The organism is Thermaurantiacus sp., from assembly GCF_053487655.1.
This window is the reverse complement of the sequence record NZ_JBRCLD010000063.1, coordinates 1-13,648: the sequence shown is the minus strand read 5'-3', so window position 1 is coordinate 13,648 and position 13,648 is coordinate 1. Positions and strand designations below refer to the sequence as shown.

At 66.0% G+C, this 13,648-nt stretch carries 15 protein-coding genes; 13 read left to right on the top strand and 2 right to left on the bottom strand.

The genetic code is table 11. The features are described from left to right. Window positions 1-2 precede the first annotated feature (2 nt). Window positions 3-2,471 (bottom strand): penicillin-binding protein 1A, encoded by a 2,469-nt coding sequence (locus ACWIQA_RS06740; protein ID WP_448582299.1) that lies wholly within the window; start codon window positions 2,469-2,471, stop codon window positions 3-5. A gap of 152 nt (window positions 2,472-2,623) precedes the next feature. On the opposite strand from ACWIQA_RS06740, the gene cobA reads away from it, so the two are divergent. From cobA to dcd, 7 genes are all read left to right on the top strand, one after another. Next, a complete protein-coding gene (cobA, locus tag ACWIQA_RS06735) occupies window positions 2,624-3,436 on the top strand; it encodes a uroporphyrinogen-III C-methyltransferase (RefSeq protein ID WP_448582302.1) in 813 nt (270 codons plus the stop codon). Further along, window positions 3,433-3,717: a DUF2849 domain-containing protein gene (locus tag ACWIQA_RS06730; RefSeq protein ID WP_448582298.1), complete on the top strand. Its 285-nt coding sequence runs from the start codon at window positions 3,433-3,435 to the stop codon at window positions 3,715-3,717. Before cobA ends, ACWIQA_RS06730 begins: the two co-directional genes overlap by 4 nt. Continuing rightward, on the top strand, window positions 3,717-5,345 hold the full coding sequence (locus ACWIQA_RS06725; protein ID WP_448582297.1) for a nitrite/sulfite reductase: 1,629 nt from the start codon (window positions 3,717-3,719) through the stop codon (window positions 5,343-5,345). The genes ACWIQA_RS06730 and ACWIQA_RS06725 overlap by 1 nt, the downstream gene beginning before the upstream one ends. After that, entirely contained in the window at window positions 5,338-5,745 is a 408-nt protein-coding gene (locus ACWIQA_RS06720) for a DUF934 domain-containing protein (protein WP_448582296.1), read from the top strand. The genes ACWIQA_RS06725 and ACWIQA_RS06720 overlap by 8 nt, the downstream gene beginning before the upstream one ends. Beyond that, entirely contained in the window at window positions 5,726-6,460 is a 735-nt protein-coding gene (locus ACWIQA_RS06715) for a phosphoadenylyl-sulfate reductase (RefSeq protein ID WP_448582295.1), read from the top strand. Before ACWIQA_RS06720 ends, ACWIQA_RS06715 begins: the two co-directional genes overlap by 20 nt. Before the next feature lie 78 nt (window positions 6,461-6,538). Further along, window positions 6,539-7,015 carry a UPF0262 family protein gene (locus ACWIQA_RS06710; RefSeq protein WP_448582294.1) on the top strand — a complete coding sequence of 159 codons (477 nt, stop codon included), beginning with the start codon at window positions 6,539-6,541 and terminating at the stop codon, window positions 7,013-7,015. Window positions 7,016-7,033: 18 nt separating this feature from the next. Then, window positions 7,034-7,579, top strand: coding sequence for a dCTP deaminase (dcd, locus tag ACWIQA_RS06705; protein WP_448582301.1), 546 nt, complete (start codon window positions 7,034-7,036; stop codon window positions 7,577-7,579). Window positions 7,580-7,728: 149 nt separating this feature from the next. Here the strand turns inward: dcd and ACWIQA_RS06700 are convergent, their stop codons facing one another. After that, window positions 7,729-8,292 (bottom strand): helix-turn-helix domain-containing protein, encoded by a 564-nt coding sequence (locus ACWIQA_RS06700; protein ID WP_448582293.1) that lies wholly within the window; start codon window positions 8,290-8,292, stop codon window positions 7,729-7,731. A gap of 94 nt (window positions 8,293-8,386) precedes the next feature. Between ACWIQA_RS06700 and ACWIQA_RS06695 the strand changes: the two genes are divergently transcribed. The 6 genes from ACWIQA_RS06695 (at window position 8,387) to ACWIQA_RS06670 (ending at window position 13,455) form a co-directional block, all read left to right on the top strand. Continuing rightward, window positions 8,387-8,887 carry a DUF6456 domain-containing protein gene (locus tag ACWIQA_RS06695; RefSeq protein WP_448582292.1) on the top strand — a complete coding sequence of 167 codons (501 nt, stop codon included), beginning with the start codon at window positions 8,387-8,389 and terminating at the stop codon, window positions 8,885-8,887. A 274-nt stretch (window positions 8,888-9,161) separates the two neighbouring features. Further along, window positions 9,162-10,451: a DNA-packaging protein gene (locus ACWIQA_RS06690; protein ID WP_448582291.1), complete on the top strand. Its 1,290-nt coding sequence runs from the start codon at window positions 9,162-9,164 to the stop codon at window positions 10,449-10,451. Window positions 10,452-10,505: 54 nt separating this feature from the next. Beyond that, a complete protein-coding gene (locus tag ACWIQA_RS06685) occupies window positions 10,506-10,700 on the top strand; it encodes a hypothetical protein (RefSeq protein WP_448582290.1) in 195 nt (64 codons plus the stop codon). Beyond that, complete coding sequence (locus ACWIQA_RS06680; RefSeq protein ID WP_448582289.1) at window positions 10,697-11,830, top strand: phage portal protein; 1,134 nt, start codon at window positions 10,697-10,699, stop codon at window positions 11,828-11,830. Before ACWIQA_RS06685 ends, ACWIQA_RS06680 begins: the two co-directional genes overlap by 4 nt. Beyond that, window positions 11,827-12,231 (top strand): HK97 family phage prohead protease, encoded by a 405-nt coding sequence (locus ACWIQA_RS06675; protein ID WP_448582288.1) that lies wholly within the window; start codon window positions 11,827-11,829, stop codon window positions 12,229-12,231. The genes ACWIQA_RS06680 and ACWIQA_RS06675 overlap by 4 nt, the downstream gene beginning before the upstream one ends. A gap of 126 nt (window positions 12,232-12,357) precedes the next feature. Beyond that, window positions 12,358-13,455 carry a phage major capsid protein gene (locus ACWIQA_RS06670; protein ID WP_448582300.1) on the top strand — a complete coding sequence of 366 codons (1,098 nt, stop codon included), beginning with the start codon at window positions 12,358-12,360 and terminating at the stop codon, window positions 13,453-13,455. Window positions 13,456-13,648: the final 193 nt, after the last annotated feature.

The window sequence follows — 13,648 nt, the reverse complement described above, 5'->3', positions numbered from 1 at the left end:
GTTCAGTAAAGTCCGCCCTGTTGGGCGAGGAAGTCCCGATCGGTCCGGATGGTGCGGACGACCTTTTTCGGGGTGGCGCGCGTGGGTGCGGGCGCGCTCACAATGCGGCGTGGCTCGGTCTCGGGCTTGAAGGCTTCCCAGATGACGGCAGCCTTGGGCGCATCCGACGGCCAGGTGCCAAAGACGCGGCGGCCGGAGCGGCGATCTATCCGGACCATGCGGATGCCGGCCGGTGCTATGAAGGGCGTCGGCGTGCGCTCGGACTCGCTCCAGACGGCCGTGTAGAAGTTGCGCCAGATGGGAACTGCGACATTGCCGCCCTGGACCCAACCGCCGAGATTCTGCGGCTGGTCAAAGCCCATGTAGAGCCCAGCGACGATTTGGGGGGTGCCGCCGACGAACCAGACATCCTTGGGCCCAGTGGTGGTGCCCGTCTTGCCCATGATCGGGACCCCGAGGTTGTTGAGGCGCGTGGCCGTGCCGCGCTCGACGACGCCTTCGAGCATGTGGACCACCTGGAACGCAGTGCGGGCGTCGATGACCTGGCGGCGCGTATCCACTGGCCTTGGCATGGCCTGGCCCTTCCAGGCAGCGCGGCAATCATCGCAGCGGCGCCTGTCAGCCTGGAAGATGGGCTTGCCCTCCCGGTCTTGGACGAGGTCGAACAGGACCGGTGTGATTTCCTTGCCGCCATTGACCAGGATCGAATAGGCATTGACGAGTTTCATCGGCGTGGTCTCGCCGGCGCCAAGCGCGATGGCAAGGACAGGCTGATAGTCCCCGATTCCGAGTTCGCGCGCAGTTTTCACCACCTTGTCCATGCCGGTCTGGGAGGCGATGCGCACGGTCATCAGGTTGCGGGACTGCTCAAGGCCCCAGCGCATGGTCTGAAGCCCGGCCGAGCCGCCACCGAAGTTGCGGAAGCATTTGCGCCCCAGGCGGGCCGACTGGTAGACACAGAAGGTGCCATCCGAGACAAGGCTTGCTGGCGTCATGCCATTGTCGAGTGCGGCGGCGTAGACGAAGGGCTTGAAGGTGGAGCCCGGCTGGCGCTGGGCTTGCGTTGCCCGGTTGAAGCTCGAGCCGCGCGAATCAAAGCCTCCGACCATGGCGAGGACACGGCCAGTGTGGGCTTCCTGGACGACAAGGGCCCCGGAGATGAGGGGGATCTGCCGCAAGGCATAGCTTCCAGCACCCGTGGGCGCAACCGGGACGACATCACCGGGCTTGAGCTGCTGGTAGGCAGGGATGCCGCCGCGCGCCATCATGGCATCGCCGGCATAGAGGGTGCCAGTGCTGCCGTCCCCAAAGCCCAGGCGGAAGCCGCCCGGCTGCCGCGCCAGGATGACGGCAGCGCGCCAGCTGTCGTAGCCGACCGGGAGGTTCAGCGCGCGCAGGCGCTTCTGCCAGCCCTCACCAAGGGCGATGGTGGCAGCCGGACCGCGCCAGCCGCGCACACGGTCGTAGCGGACGAGGCCATCGCGCAGCGCGGCTTCCGCGGCCTTCTGGATTTCAGGATCGATGGTGGTGCGGACCCAGAGCCCGCCAGCATAAAGGCTGTTGGGGCCATCCTCGGCAGTCTCACCGAACCGCTCGATCAACTGGCGGCGGACTTCTTCCATGAAGAAGCTCCCGTAGGGCGCGACATTGGCGGCGGCGCGGGATTCCTCTGCGACCGCGATCGGGCGTGCCTGAAGGGCTGCAAGCTGTTGCGCCGGGAGCTTGCCGTTGGCGACCATTTCGCTCAGCACCCAGTTGCGGCGCTCAAGCGCGCGGGCATAGTTGCGGCGGGGGTCGAAGGCGGACGGCGCCTTGGGAAGGCTGGCAAGGAAGGCGGCCTCGTGCGGGGCAAGATCGGAGGCGGACTTGCCGAACCAAGTGCGGGCAGCGGCCTCCACACCATAGGCGTTCCGGCCGAAGAAGATCTCGTTCAAGTAGAGTTCGAGAATCTGTTCCTTGGTGAGGATCGACTCGATCCGGCGGGCGAGCACGGCCTCGCGGATCTTGCGCGTGAGCGTGACCTCGTTGGAAAGGAGCAGGTTTTTGGCGACCTGCTGGGTGATGGTGGAAGCGCCGACAGGGCGGGACTGGCCTGAGAAGAGCCCGCGGATATTGGTCACAATCGCCGTTGCAATGCCGGGAAAGTCGAGACCGCCGTGGCTGAAGAAGGTCTTGTCTTCGGCGGAGAGGAAGGCGTCGATGACGACCTTCGGGATTTCCTCATAGGGCAGGAAAATCCGCCGCTCGCGCGCGAAGCTGAACAGGGGCTCGCCTGTCGCTGCACGGACTTGCGTGGGGAGCGGCGGCTGGTAGGTGGCAAGCCGCTCGGCATTGGGCAGGTTGCGGAAGATGGCGCCCCAGGCGAGGGCAGCACCGATGGCGGCGAGGAGGATGACGCCGGCTGCGACTGCGGCCAGGCGAGTGAGCCGGCGGCCCCGGGCGGGCCGCGCCTCGGGATCGGGCGCGTGCATGCCAATGTCTTACCGTGCCGCGGGGGAGAAGGCCAAGAGGCTGCAGGCGTCGCTCGAAGGCGCAAAGGCGGCGTAGGCCGGCTTGGCGGGGGGCAAGATGGTCTGGCTGGAGCCGCGCGCACATTCTGTTGAAAGCCGATGCCATGGGCAAGATGGACGGACGTGTCGGCAAGGACGGGCGTATCGGCAAGGACGGGCGTGTCGGCAAGGGCGGGCGAGTCCATCTTGTCGGGGCCGGGCCGGGTGCGCCTGACCTCCTGACCCTGCGGGCGGTGAAGGTGCTGGGGGAAGCCGACCTCGTGGTCCATGACGGGCTGATCAACCCGGACGTGCTCTCCCTTGCGCCTGCCCATGCGCGCCGGGTGTCTGTTGCCAAGGCGCGCGACCGCCACACCCTGCCGCAGGACGCGATCAACGCGCTGCTGGTTGCGGAGGCGCGGGCTGGGCTTGCTGTCGTGCGGCTGAAGGGCGGTGACCCCTTCATCTTCGGCCGGGGGGGTGAGGAAGTGGCGGCCTGTGTCGCTGCTGGCGTGCCAGTTGAGGTGGTGCCGGGAGTGTCCTCGGCGCTTGGCTGTGCCGCAGAGGCGCATTTGCCTCTTACCCACCGCGACTTTGCTTCTGCGGTCAGTTTCGTTGCTGGCACCTGCCAGGGCCTGCGCGCGCAGAACTGGCGCGGGCTTGCCGGGCCTGGGCGCACGCTTGTCGTCTACATGGGAGTGAAGACGGCGGGAATGATTGCCGAGAAGCTGATGGCGGACGGCGTCTCTCCTGACATGCCGGTTGCCATTCTCGAGCGGGGGACGCTTGCAGGCGGCCGGGCGATGCGCACGCTTCTGGCCGATCTTGGCGATGCGGTCGTGCGCGCGGGTGTTGAAAGCCCGGCCCTCCTGGTTGTCGGGCGGGTGGCTGGCCTTGCCAATGCCGAGGATTTGCTGGGGCTTGCAGCACTGGAGGTGGCTGCATGAAGCTTCTCACTGGCAATCGGGCGCGCACGGGGGAAGTGATCTGGTGGGCGGGCGATCGCTGGAGCCCGGATGTGGGCGAGGCGGTGCTGCTCGAAGCCGCGGACGGCGAGGCGGTGCTGGCGCGCGAAGCAGTTGCAGAGCAGGTCAATGATCTTGCCCTCGTCGATGCCGAAGCCGGGCCGGACGGGCGGCCGCGGCCTTGCCACGTGCGCGAGCGAATCCGCGCCTTCGGGCCGACGGTGAGGCCTGATCTTGCACGGCCGGGAAGGGACTGGCGCTGATGTACCGCTATGATGCCATCGACCAGGCGATTGTGGAGGCGCGCGTTGCCGAGTTTCGTGACCAGGTGGCACGGCGGCTTTCCGGTGCGCTCGATGAAGACCATTTCAAGCCGCTGAGGCTCAAGAACGGGCTTTATCTCCAGCTCCATGCCTACATGCTGCGCGTGGCCATCCCTTATGGGATGCTTTCGTCCCGGCAGCTGCGGATGCTCGCGCACGTCGCCCGGCGCTACGACCGGGGCTATGGCCACTTCACGACTCGACAGAACATTCAGTTCAACTGGATAAAGCTTGAGGAAGCGCCAGATCTTCTGGCGGATCTGGCAGCGGTTGAGATGCATGCGATCCAGACCAGTGGCAATTGCATCCGCAATATTTCATCGGACCAATATGCCGGTGCGGCAGCCGATGAAGTGGCGGACCCGCGGCCCTGGGCGGAGCTGCTGCGGCAATGGTCGAGCTTGCATCCCGAATTCAGCTACTTGCCGCGCAAGTTCAAGATCGCGCTCACCGGGAGCGCGGTCGACCGGGCGGCAATCCGCTTCCACGACATTGGGCTGCAACTGCTGCGCTGCGACGGCGTGCTCGGCTTCCGGGTGTTCGTGGGCGGCGGGATGGGGCGCACTCCCTTTGTTGCTCCCTGCATTCGGGAATTCCTGCCGGCCGGGGAGTTTCTCTCCTTCTGTGAGGCGATCTTGCGCGTCTACAACCGCTTCGGGCGGCGGGACAATATCTACAAGGCGCGGATCAAGATCCTGGTCCATGACATGGGGGCTGAGGCTTTTGCTGAAGCGGTTGAGGCCGAGCATGCGCAGCTGTTGCGTCTCGGGGTCGATGCGCCTGAGGCAGAGCTTGCGCGGATTGCAAGCTTTTTTAGGGACCCGCCGTTTCAAGCCGGGCTTTGCGATGAAGTGGCGGATGATGGCGACCCGCAGTTTGCGCGCTGGGTTGCCCGGCAAGTTCTGCCGCACAAGATGCGAGGCTACCGCATCGTCAATATTTCGCTGAAGCCCAAGGGTGGGATACCGGGGGACGCAAGTGCAGCGCAAATGGAAGCGGTGGCCGACCTTGCCGAGCAGTTCAGCTTTGATGAAGTGCGGGTGACGCATGCCCAGAATCTCGTGCTTGCGCATGTGCGCGCAGCAGATCTGCGGGCTGTCTTCGACCGGCTTTCGGCGGTGGGGCTGGCGGAGGCCAATCTCGACCTTGCAAGCGATGTCATCTCATGCCCCGGGCTCGACTATTGCACGCTTGCCAACGCACGTTCGATCCCCGTGGCCATGAAGGTGGCCGACCGTCTGCGAAACCGTGAGGCTGAGCTTGGCGAACTCAAGATCAAGGTCTCCGGCTGCATCAATGGCTGCGGCCATCACCATGCCGGGCATATCGGGATCCTCGGAGTCGACCGCAAAGGGGTGGAGAATTACCAGCTGCTGCTGGGGGGCTCGGGTGCCGAGGACGCGAGCATGGGCCAGATCCTGGGACCCGGATTCACCGAAGACGGGGTGGTGAAGGCCGTCGAGACCGTGACCGAGCTTTATTTGCGCGAACGGCAGCCAGGCGAGCGCTTCCTCGACACGTTCCGGCGGCTCGGCGTGCAGCCGTTCAAGGAAGCAGTCTATGGCTGAGTTGCTGGACGCAGGCGTGCTGGCGCTCGATGCGCGCGCGCGCGCAGGCGCGCCCGAGCTTCTCATCGCACCTGGCGAGGACGTGCGGGCGCAAGCCGGGCTCGGCAATCTCGGGATCATCGGGATTGTCTTTCCCCGCTTTCGGGATGGGCGAGGCTATTCCTCGGCGCGGATCTTGCGCGAGATGGGCTTTGCTGGCGACGTGCGGGCCGTGGGGGACGTGACTGTCGACCAGCTCATCTTCCTTGCGCGGGCCGGATTCTCCTCGGTTGCGCCGGAGCGGCCGATCCCAAGAGAAGCAGCCGAGGTGGCACTGGCACGCTGGACCTTCTTCTACCAGCGGGCGGCCGACGGGCGCCCGGCGGCGTTTGACGTGCGGCATGGCAACACCCGAGGCTGAGCTGCAGCGGTTTGGGCCTGCGGATGCTGCCTGGCTTGCAGCGCATGCCGCAAACGCGTCCGCTGAAGCGCTCATCGCTCATGTGCTCAGCGACCGGGCCTGGGGCCGGGTGGCGGTTGTCTCTTCCTTTGGCGCGGAGTCGGCGGTTCTTCTTGATCTGGTTGCCGAGGTGGATCGGCGCGTGCCCGTGCTGTTCGTAGACACCGGCCGGCTGTTTCCCGAGACTCTGGCCTATGCGCGGGAGCTGGCTTCGCACCTGCGGCTTTCGGATGTGCGCTGGATCCGGCCCGAGCCGCAGGAACTCGCCCGAGTGGATGGGAAGGGGCTCAGGTGGAGTTACGACCCGGATGGATGCTGCGCTGTGCGCAAGGTGCAGCCGCTCGCGCGCGCGCTTCTTGCCTTCGACAGCTGGATTTCCGGGCGCAAGCGGTTCCAGGCGGACACGCGTGCAGGACTTGCCAAAGTGGAGGCCGATGGGGCGCGACTGAAGATCAACCCACTTGCCGACTGGTCGCCGGAAATGCTCCGGGCGCGGGCTGCCGAGCGGCGGCTGCCACCGCATCCGCTGGTGGCGGAAGGCTATCCCTCCATCGGCTGCATGCCGTGCACGACGAAAGTGCTGCCCGGCGAAGACCCGCGCGCTGGCCGCTGGCGCGGCTGGGACAAGACCGAGTGCGGAATCCATACGCCGCCAGGAAGCGAACCGGCCTTCTGAGGCCGCTTTTCAGACCAGCTGCTTGCACCTGGCCGGCCCGACCCCCTAGGCAGGGGTGGGATACGGAAGCAGAACACCTTGCTCGAGAGCCACCGGATCATTTCGATCGAGCTCGACGAACGGACCGTCATCTGGCGCAATGCCGATGTCGAGCAGGAGCGACGGGTGGCGATCTTCGACCTTCTTGAGGGCAATTGCTTCCGGCCGCTTGGGATCGCCCATGACGGGCCCTACCGGCTGCTGCTGCGGGTCGAGGAGGGGCGCCTTGTCATGGATCTCTCGGACGAGGCGCGGACGCCGCTTGGGTCAGTGCAGCTGCGGCTGGCACCGTTCCAGCGGACAATCCGTTCCTACTTCGCGATTTGCGACAGCTATTACAAGGCGATCCGCAATGCCTCGCCAAGTGCGATCGAGACCATCGACATGGCACGGCGGGGCATTCACAACGATGCAGCGACGCTCCTTCGCGAGCGTCTGGAAGGGAAGGTGGAAATGGATTTCGACACCGCGCGACGGCTGTTCACGCTCATCTGCGTTCTCCACATCCGGCAATAGGAGGATTGCGTGGGCATCATGCCGGACAGCTGGATTCGCGCCCAGGCCCTGGAGCGGGGGATGATCGCGCCCTTTGTTGAGGCGCAACGGCGGGAAGGATGCATCTCCTACGGGCTTTCCTCCTATGGTTATGATGCGCGCGTCGCCGACGAGTTCAAAATCTTTACCAATGTGGACAATGCGCTTGTCGATCCGAAAGCGTTTTCGGCTGCGAGTTTTGTTGACCGGAAGCAGGATGTGTGTGTCATTCCTCCCAATTCCTTTGTGCTGGCGCGCACGGTCGAATATTTTCGGATTCCGCGTGATGTTCTTGTCATCTGTCTTGGCAAGAGCACCTATGCGCGATGCGGAATTATTGTGAATGTGACTCCGCTTGAGCCGGAGTGGGAGGGGCATGTGACTTTGGAATTCTCCAACACGACGCCATTGCCGGCGAAGATCTACGCCAATGAGGGGGCGTGCCAGTTCCTGTTCCTCAAAGGTGAGGGAGTATGTGAGACGAGCTACGCCGACCGGGCGGGGAAATATCAGGGCCAGCGCGGCGTGACCTTGCCGCGGCTGTAGCGGGCAGGAGCCAGCGAAGCGGGATTCCCGACTCCGCGCAAGCCCGGCCGGCGCGAGGGGACGGCTGCGAAGCCCGCTTTGTGGGGGCCCCGGGTCAGGCCGCAGCTGCAAGGGTGCCGCGGACTGTGAACCCGACCGACGGCGCCGGGTCAGAGGCGGCGGATGAGGGTGAGGGCGCGGCCGATCCAGGGGGGATCGGAGACGATGACCTGGCGGCTGCCGGGCGCGGGCGGGAGGATCTGGAGGCGGGCGCCTTCGATGGCGGCGAGTCGGCCGAAGGCGAAGCGGCCGACCGGACGCGGGGCGAGGATGTCGGTATTGACGGCCTCCGAAAAACGCTCGGGCGGGAGCTGCTCAAGCCAGAGTGTGTCCCCGGCGCGATAGTCTCCAGCAGAGGCCTGGACGAGGAGGGCAATCGCCCCAGCGACTGGGACTGGAAGGGGAGTCGTGAGGGGGGCGGAGGGGGCAGCCGGACCATCGCGGCCGAGGATTGCGGCAACGGCGAGGCTGGTTGTCGACTGGGAGGGCAGGAGGTCGGCAGGCTCGATCCCGAGCGCGGCGGCAAGACGCTCCATCCATGGAAGCGACAACTGGCGCATGCCGGTCTCAAGCCGGCCGATGGTGACAGCCGTGGTGGGCGGCGAGCAGCGCGCTGCCAGCTCGGCAAGGGTCATGCCACGGGCCTTCCGGAGTTCGCGCAGGCGTGATGTCACGATGGCCTTCCCGGGCAATCTGAATTGGTTTCTCTATTTCCTACAGCTTTGCCAATATGGCACAAGCGCGAGCCTCTGTCGAGTGGAGATCGCTGTGATTGACCCGAAAGCATATCCGAACCGGACCCTTGGCCGGAAGCGTCTGGCGCCAGCCGATGCCGTGGACCGGCAGCTGGTGCATGTGAACCTCGATGAGTCGCCGCTCAGCTGGCTTTCGCGGCGGAATTTGCTGAGTGGCCGGCAGGTGGCAGCTGGCGAGCGGTTGCGCCGTGACTATCATGCAGCCCAGCTTTCGCCGCGCGTGACGATGCGCTGGGACATGGCCGTGCCAGCAGCGCGCCGCAGCGCCGGCAGCTGGGCGCAGACGCAGGCGATGGGAAGCGTTGGGGCTCGGACTCGCTTTCATGCTGCGATGGAGGCTGTTGGCCCTGGTCTTGCCGATATCCTGTGGCGGGTGGTGTGCGAGGCTGAAGGGCTGGAGGCCGCAGAGCGTGGACTTCGGTGGCCGGCGCGATCCGGGAAGCTGGTGCTGGGGATTGCACTCGATCGGCTGGCTGCACATTATGAAAACCAGATTGGACAAATCTCTGCTTGACAAGCGTAACGATATGGTATAGGGAATCGGTCACGCTCCGGAATTGGGTCTGGAGCGCCTCTCCTCCCGAGCGCTCCGGCTGCAGTGGCATGGCGCTGACGGCCGGTACCTGAGGCCGCCGTGGATGTCTGCTGGCGTCTGCGGCGGCCCCTTTGCGAGCGGCTGTTGCGGCCTTTCGGTTGGGGTTTGGTGGGAGCTACAGAGTGTGGGGGATGAGAACCCCGACGCGCGCAATCGGACCGAGCTTGCGCCCCTGAAGCCGAATGGGTCCCTCATGGAGCGGCTGGCCGTGTTGCCGCCCGATGCGCGGGCAGCGTGCCTTGCTAATGTTCCCGTCCAAGACCAGTTGCGGCTTCTTGCCGACTGGCGGTTCCGGGCGCGGCCGCCGCAGCTGGCACCCGAAGGCGACTGGGCGGTCTGGCTCATTCTTGCTGGCCGGGGCTTTGGCAAGACGCGGGCGGGTGCCGAGTGGGTGAACCGCGAGGCGCTGATGACACCGGGGTGCCGGATCGCACTCGTTGGGACGACGCTGCATGATGCGGAAGCCGTGATGGTGCGCGGGGACTCCGGCATTCTTGGGACTGCGCGTGATAGCAACCGCCCCTTGTTCCTGCGCTCGAAGCGGGAGCTTCTCTGGCCGAATGGCTCGATGGCAACCCTGTTCTCGGCAGGAGAGGCGGACTCGCTGCGAGGCCCGCAGTTTCACGCTGCCTGGTGCGACGAGATCGCAGCCTGGAGCCGGCCGCGCCCGGCCTGGGACAATCTGCGGATGGCCCTGAGGCTGGGCAAGCGGCCGCGCGTGGTGGTGACGACGACACCGCGACCGACAGCCTTCCTGCGTGAGCTGACGCGCATGGAGGGCCTGGTCTTGAGCCGAGGGTCGACGTTCGATAACCGAGTGAACCTGCCTCGCTCCTATCTTCTGGACATGGAGGCCGGCTATGCTGGCACGGCGCTGGGCCGGCAGGAGCTGGCCGGTGAGCTCCTCGAGCGGGTCGAGGGCGCGCTTTGGAGCCGAGACGGGCTGGAGCGCTGCCGCATGGTGCCGCAAGGAGCGTTGGTGCGGGTGGTGGTGGGCGTTGACCCGCCGGCCGGCCCGGGAACCTGTGGCATTATCGTTGCGGGGCGCGATGGTGACGGCAAGGCCTATGTGCTTGCCGATTGCAGCCTGCCCGATGCGGCTCCGGAAGACTGGGCTGCAGCTGTGGTCTCGGCCCATGCCCGGCATGCGGCCGACTGCATCGTGGTTGAAGTCAACCAGGGCGGGCGGATGGTCGAGCAAGTTCTCGAAGCCGGAGGCCATGGCCGGCTGCCACTGAAGCCAGTGCGTGCAAGCCTCGGCAAGGTGGCGCGTGCCGAGCCGGTTGCAACGCTTTATGCGCGTGGCCTTGTCGCGCATGCTCGGCCGTTTCCCGAGCTTGAAGATCAGCTGTGCGGGTTGATTGCCGGTGGCGCCTATCGCGGCCCCGGGAGCTCGCCGGACCGGGCAGACGCGCTGGTATGGGCGATAACCGAGCTGATGCTGCAGCCCGTGACCGCAGCGCCGGGGTTGCGGGCCATCTGAGGCCGACCTCGAGGAATATCGCGGCGCGTGTCCGCGTTAGCAAAGGACAGACGGATGGAAGGATTCCTCTGCTGGCTGCGCCAGCGGGCGGGTGAGGGCTCGACTTGGGTCGGCCTTGCCATGATCGCCGTGACCTTGGGCAGCGACCCGCTGCAGGCGATGCACCTGGCGCAGGCCATTTCCTTCATCGTGGGTGGCGGCCTGATTGCCGCCGGACCCCTGCCCAACGCCAAACCGGACAAGCAATGATGCGCTGGCCGCTCTTGTCCCGCAAGGCCATGGGCTTGCCGCGCCCGGCTGCGGCCGGGCTGCGCACGAGTGCAAGCGAGCCGCCGTCATCCTATGAAGCGCGCGTGGACGAGGCCTATGGCCGCAACGCCATCGCCCAGCGGGCAGTGCGGCTGGTGGCGGAAAGCCTTGGCCATGCGCCCTTGATGGTAGCAGGGGGCGACCATCCGGCCGTAGCGCTGCTGGCCCCCAGCCTGCGCGAGACGATTGCAACCCACTTGCTGCTCCATGGCAATTCCTATGTGGGGCTGGGGCTCGACCATTTGGGCAAGCCTGCCGAGGCCTGGGCGCTGCGGCCTGAGCGAGTCCAAATCGAGCTTGATGCCGACGGCTGGCCAAAGGCCTTCCTGCATCGCGCCGGCAGCCGGGTGCAGCGCTTTCCAGCGGACTGGGATGGCGAGCGCGTGCCGCTTCTCCACCTGAAGCTTGTCAATCCGCTCGATGATCACTTGGGCCAGGGCTGTCTCGGCGCGGCTGCGGATGCCGTTGCGCTCCTCAATGCGGCGGCGCGGTGGAACCGATCGCTCATTGCCAATGCGGCCCGCCCGTCGGGGGCGCTGGTGCATGAAACCAGGGACGGCGCGCCCCTTTCGCCCGAGCAGTTCGACCGGCTGCGCGAGGAAGTGGAAGGCGCGTTCCAAGGCGCAGCCAATGCCGGCCGGCCGCTGCTGCTGGAAGGTGGTCTCAAGTGGCAGCCGCTTGCCCTGACACCAGCCGAACTCGACTTCGGCCGGGCGCGGGAAGCAGCAGCCCGGGAAGTGGCCCTGGCTTTCGGCGTGCCGCCGATGCTGCTGGGCCTCCCTGGGGACGCGACCTACGCGAACTATGCCCAGGCCAATGTCGCGCTCTGGCGGCTCACAGTTCTGCCGCTGCTCGGGCGCATTGCGGACGGCTTTTCGCGCCATCTCGCCCGCTGGTGGCCGGATCTGCGGATTGAACCCGATCTCGACGCCATTCCAGCGCTTTGGTCGGACCGGGAGGCGCTGTGGCGGCATGTGGCCGCAGCCGACTTCCTGAGCCTTGATGAGAAGCGTGAGCTGCTTGGCTGGGGTCCGCGGCATGGCGGCCAAAAGGGGGGGGACGCGGCATGAGCGAGGGCGTTCTCTTGCGCGGCTATGTGAGCCGGTTCGACACGCCCGACCGGGCAGGTGACGTGGTGCGCCGCGGGGCCTTCGCTGGCAGCAGGGCGGATGTGCCGCTGTTGTGGCAGCATGATGTGGAACGGCCGATTGGCCGGGTCATCAGCCTGACCGAAGATGCAGCGGGTCTTCGGATGGAAGCCCGGATCAGCCCGGACTGCAGCGATGGGCGCGATGCGCTGGCGCTGTTGCGGGCGCGGGCGGTCGATGGGCTTTCCTTCGGCTACCGTGTGAAGCAGGCGCGGCCTGTTCCCGGAGGCGGGCGTGAGCTCCTGAAGCTCGAGCTTCTTGAATGTTCGGTGGTGACCCTGCCGATGCATACGCACGCGCGCGTGACCGCCATCCTGCCCTGAGGGCACCCCTGGGGCAGCGCAAGGCTTCCCCATTTCTGCAGCATGGAGAAAGAGATGAGCTACGAAACAAAAGCTGATGCCGCAGCCGTGCCCGATTGTGGGCCCCAACCGACATTCGTCACGAGCATGTTCGACGCGGCCGAGCTTGAGGCCATGAAGGTATCCGTCGAGGCAATCAAGTCCGAACTGGCCGGGCTTCGCCGTCAGGCGGTTGAACGCGCCCGCCCTGCTCTTGCCGGAAGCTCGGCGCGCGACGGCGAGCGGGCTGCCTTTGCTGATGGCTTCCTGAGAAAGGGGATGGAAAGCGGCCTTGAGCTGAAGCGCTTCCAGGGAAATGTGCCCGGTGATGGGGGGGTGGCCGTGCCGCGCGAGATCGATCAGATGATCGAGTCGACACTGCGGTCGATCTCGCCTTTCCGCACCCTTGCCAATCTGGTGAAAGTGGGGACGTCGAGCTATCGCCGACTGGTTGCAACGGGCGGATTTCCAAGCGGCTGGGTGAGCGAGTCCGCCGGGCGGCCCGAGACGGGGACGCCGACTTTCCAGGAAGTGGTGATCCCGATGGGGGAACTCTACGCCAACCCGGCCGCAACGCAGGCGATGCTCGATGATGCCATGTTTGATATCGAGTCCTGGCTTGCGGGCGAGATTGCGCTTGACTTCGCGCGCGCCGAGAGCACGGCCTTTGTGACGGGCACTGGCACCGATCAGCCCAAGGGCTTCCTTACCTATCCGGTAGCGACCACTGGGGACGCGACTCGACCGTTTGGAACCGTGCAATATGTGCCTTCAGGGGCGGCGGGCGCGTTTCCGGCAGCGAACCCGGCCGATCGGCTGATCGACCTCGTCCACGCGCTCCGCGCACCTTATCGGCAGGGTGCGACTTGGGTCATGAACTCAAACACGCTCTCAGTCATCCGCAAATTCAAGGATTCAACCGGACAGTTCATCTGGCAGCCGGCACTTGCCGCCGACCAGCCGGCCACCCTTCTTGGCTACCCCGTGATCGAAGTGGATGCGATGCCCGACATTGCTGCAAATGCGCTTGCGATCGGCTTCGGGCAGTTCAAGGCAGCCTACACGATTGCCGAGCGGACCGAGACGGCCGTGCTGCGCGACCCCTTCTCCAACAAGCCTTTTGTGCACTTCTACGCCACCCGGCGCGTGGGCGGGGCGCTCGTCAACAGCGAGGCGCTGAAGCTGATGCGCTTCTCGGCGAGCTGACCGGATTCCAGCCCAGGGTGTGAGGCCATCGCGGCGCGATGGCCTCGCTGCATGTGACTTCCAGCCAGGATGCGCTCATGACGGTGATTGCAGCGACGGTCGAGGCAAATGGCTGGACGCTGGCAGTGCGCTACAATGCGGCGGGGCCAGCGACACGCGTGGACTTCGTGCTGTTCAACGCGCCCGGCTTTGC

Bases quoted from the DNA above. Each gene is read 5' to 3' on its own strand.
- ACWIQA_RS06740 (WP_448582299.1), bottom strand. From the start codon at position 2,471: ATGCACGCGCCCGATCCCGAGGCGCGGCCCGCCCGGGGCCGCCGGCTC.
- ACWIQA_RS06690 (WP_448582291.1), top strand. From the start codon at position 9,162: ATGGAGCGGCTGGCCGTGTTGCCGCCCGATGCGCGGGCAGCGTGCCTT.
- ACWIQA_RS06730 (WP_448582298.1), top strand. From the start codon at position 3,433: ATGAAGCTTCTCACTGGCAATCGGGCGCGCACGGGGGAAGTGATCTGG.
- ACWIQA_RS06670 (WP_448582300.1), top strand. From the start codon at position 12,358: ATGTTCGACGCGGCCGAGCTTGAGGCCATGAAGGTATCCGTCGAGGCA.
- ACWIQA_RS06725 (WP_448582297.1), top strand. From the start codon at position 3,717: ATGTACCGCTATGATGCCATCGACCAGGCGATTGTGGAGGCGCGCGTT.
- dcd (WP_448582301.1), top strand. From the start codon at position 7,034: ATGCCGGACAGCTGGATTCGCGCCCAGGCCCTGGAGCGGGGGATGATC.
- ACWIQA_RS06715 (WP_448582295.1), top strand. From the start codon at position 5,726: ATGGCAACACCCGAGGCTGAGCTGCAGCGGTTTGGGCCTGCGGATGCT.
- ACWIQA_RS06680 (WP_448582289.1), top strand. From the start codon at position 10,697: ATGATGCGCTGGCCGCTCTTGTCCCGCAAGGCCATGGGCTTGCCGCGC.
- ACWIQA_RS06685 (WP_448582290.1), top strand. From the start codon at position 10,506: ATGGAAGGATTCCTCTGCTGGCTGCGCCAGCGGGCGGGTGAGGGCTCG.
- cobA (WP_448582302.1), top strand. From the start codon at position 2,624: ATGGACGGACGTGTCGGCAAGGACGGGCGTATCGGCAAGGACGGGCGT.
- ACWIQA_RS06675 (WP_448582288.1), top strand. From the start codon at position 11,827: ATGAGCGAGGGCGTTCTCTTGCGCGGCTATGTGAGCCGGTTCGACACG.
- ACWIQA_RS06720 (WP_448582296.1), top strand. From the start codon at position 5,338: ATGGCTGAGTTGCTGGACGCAGGCGTGCTGGCGCTCGATGCGCGCGCG.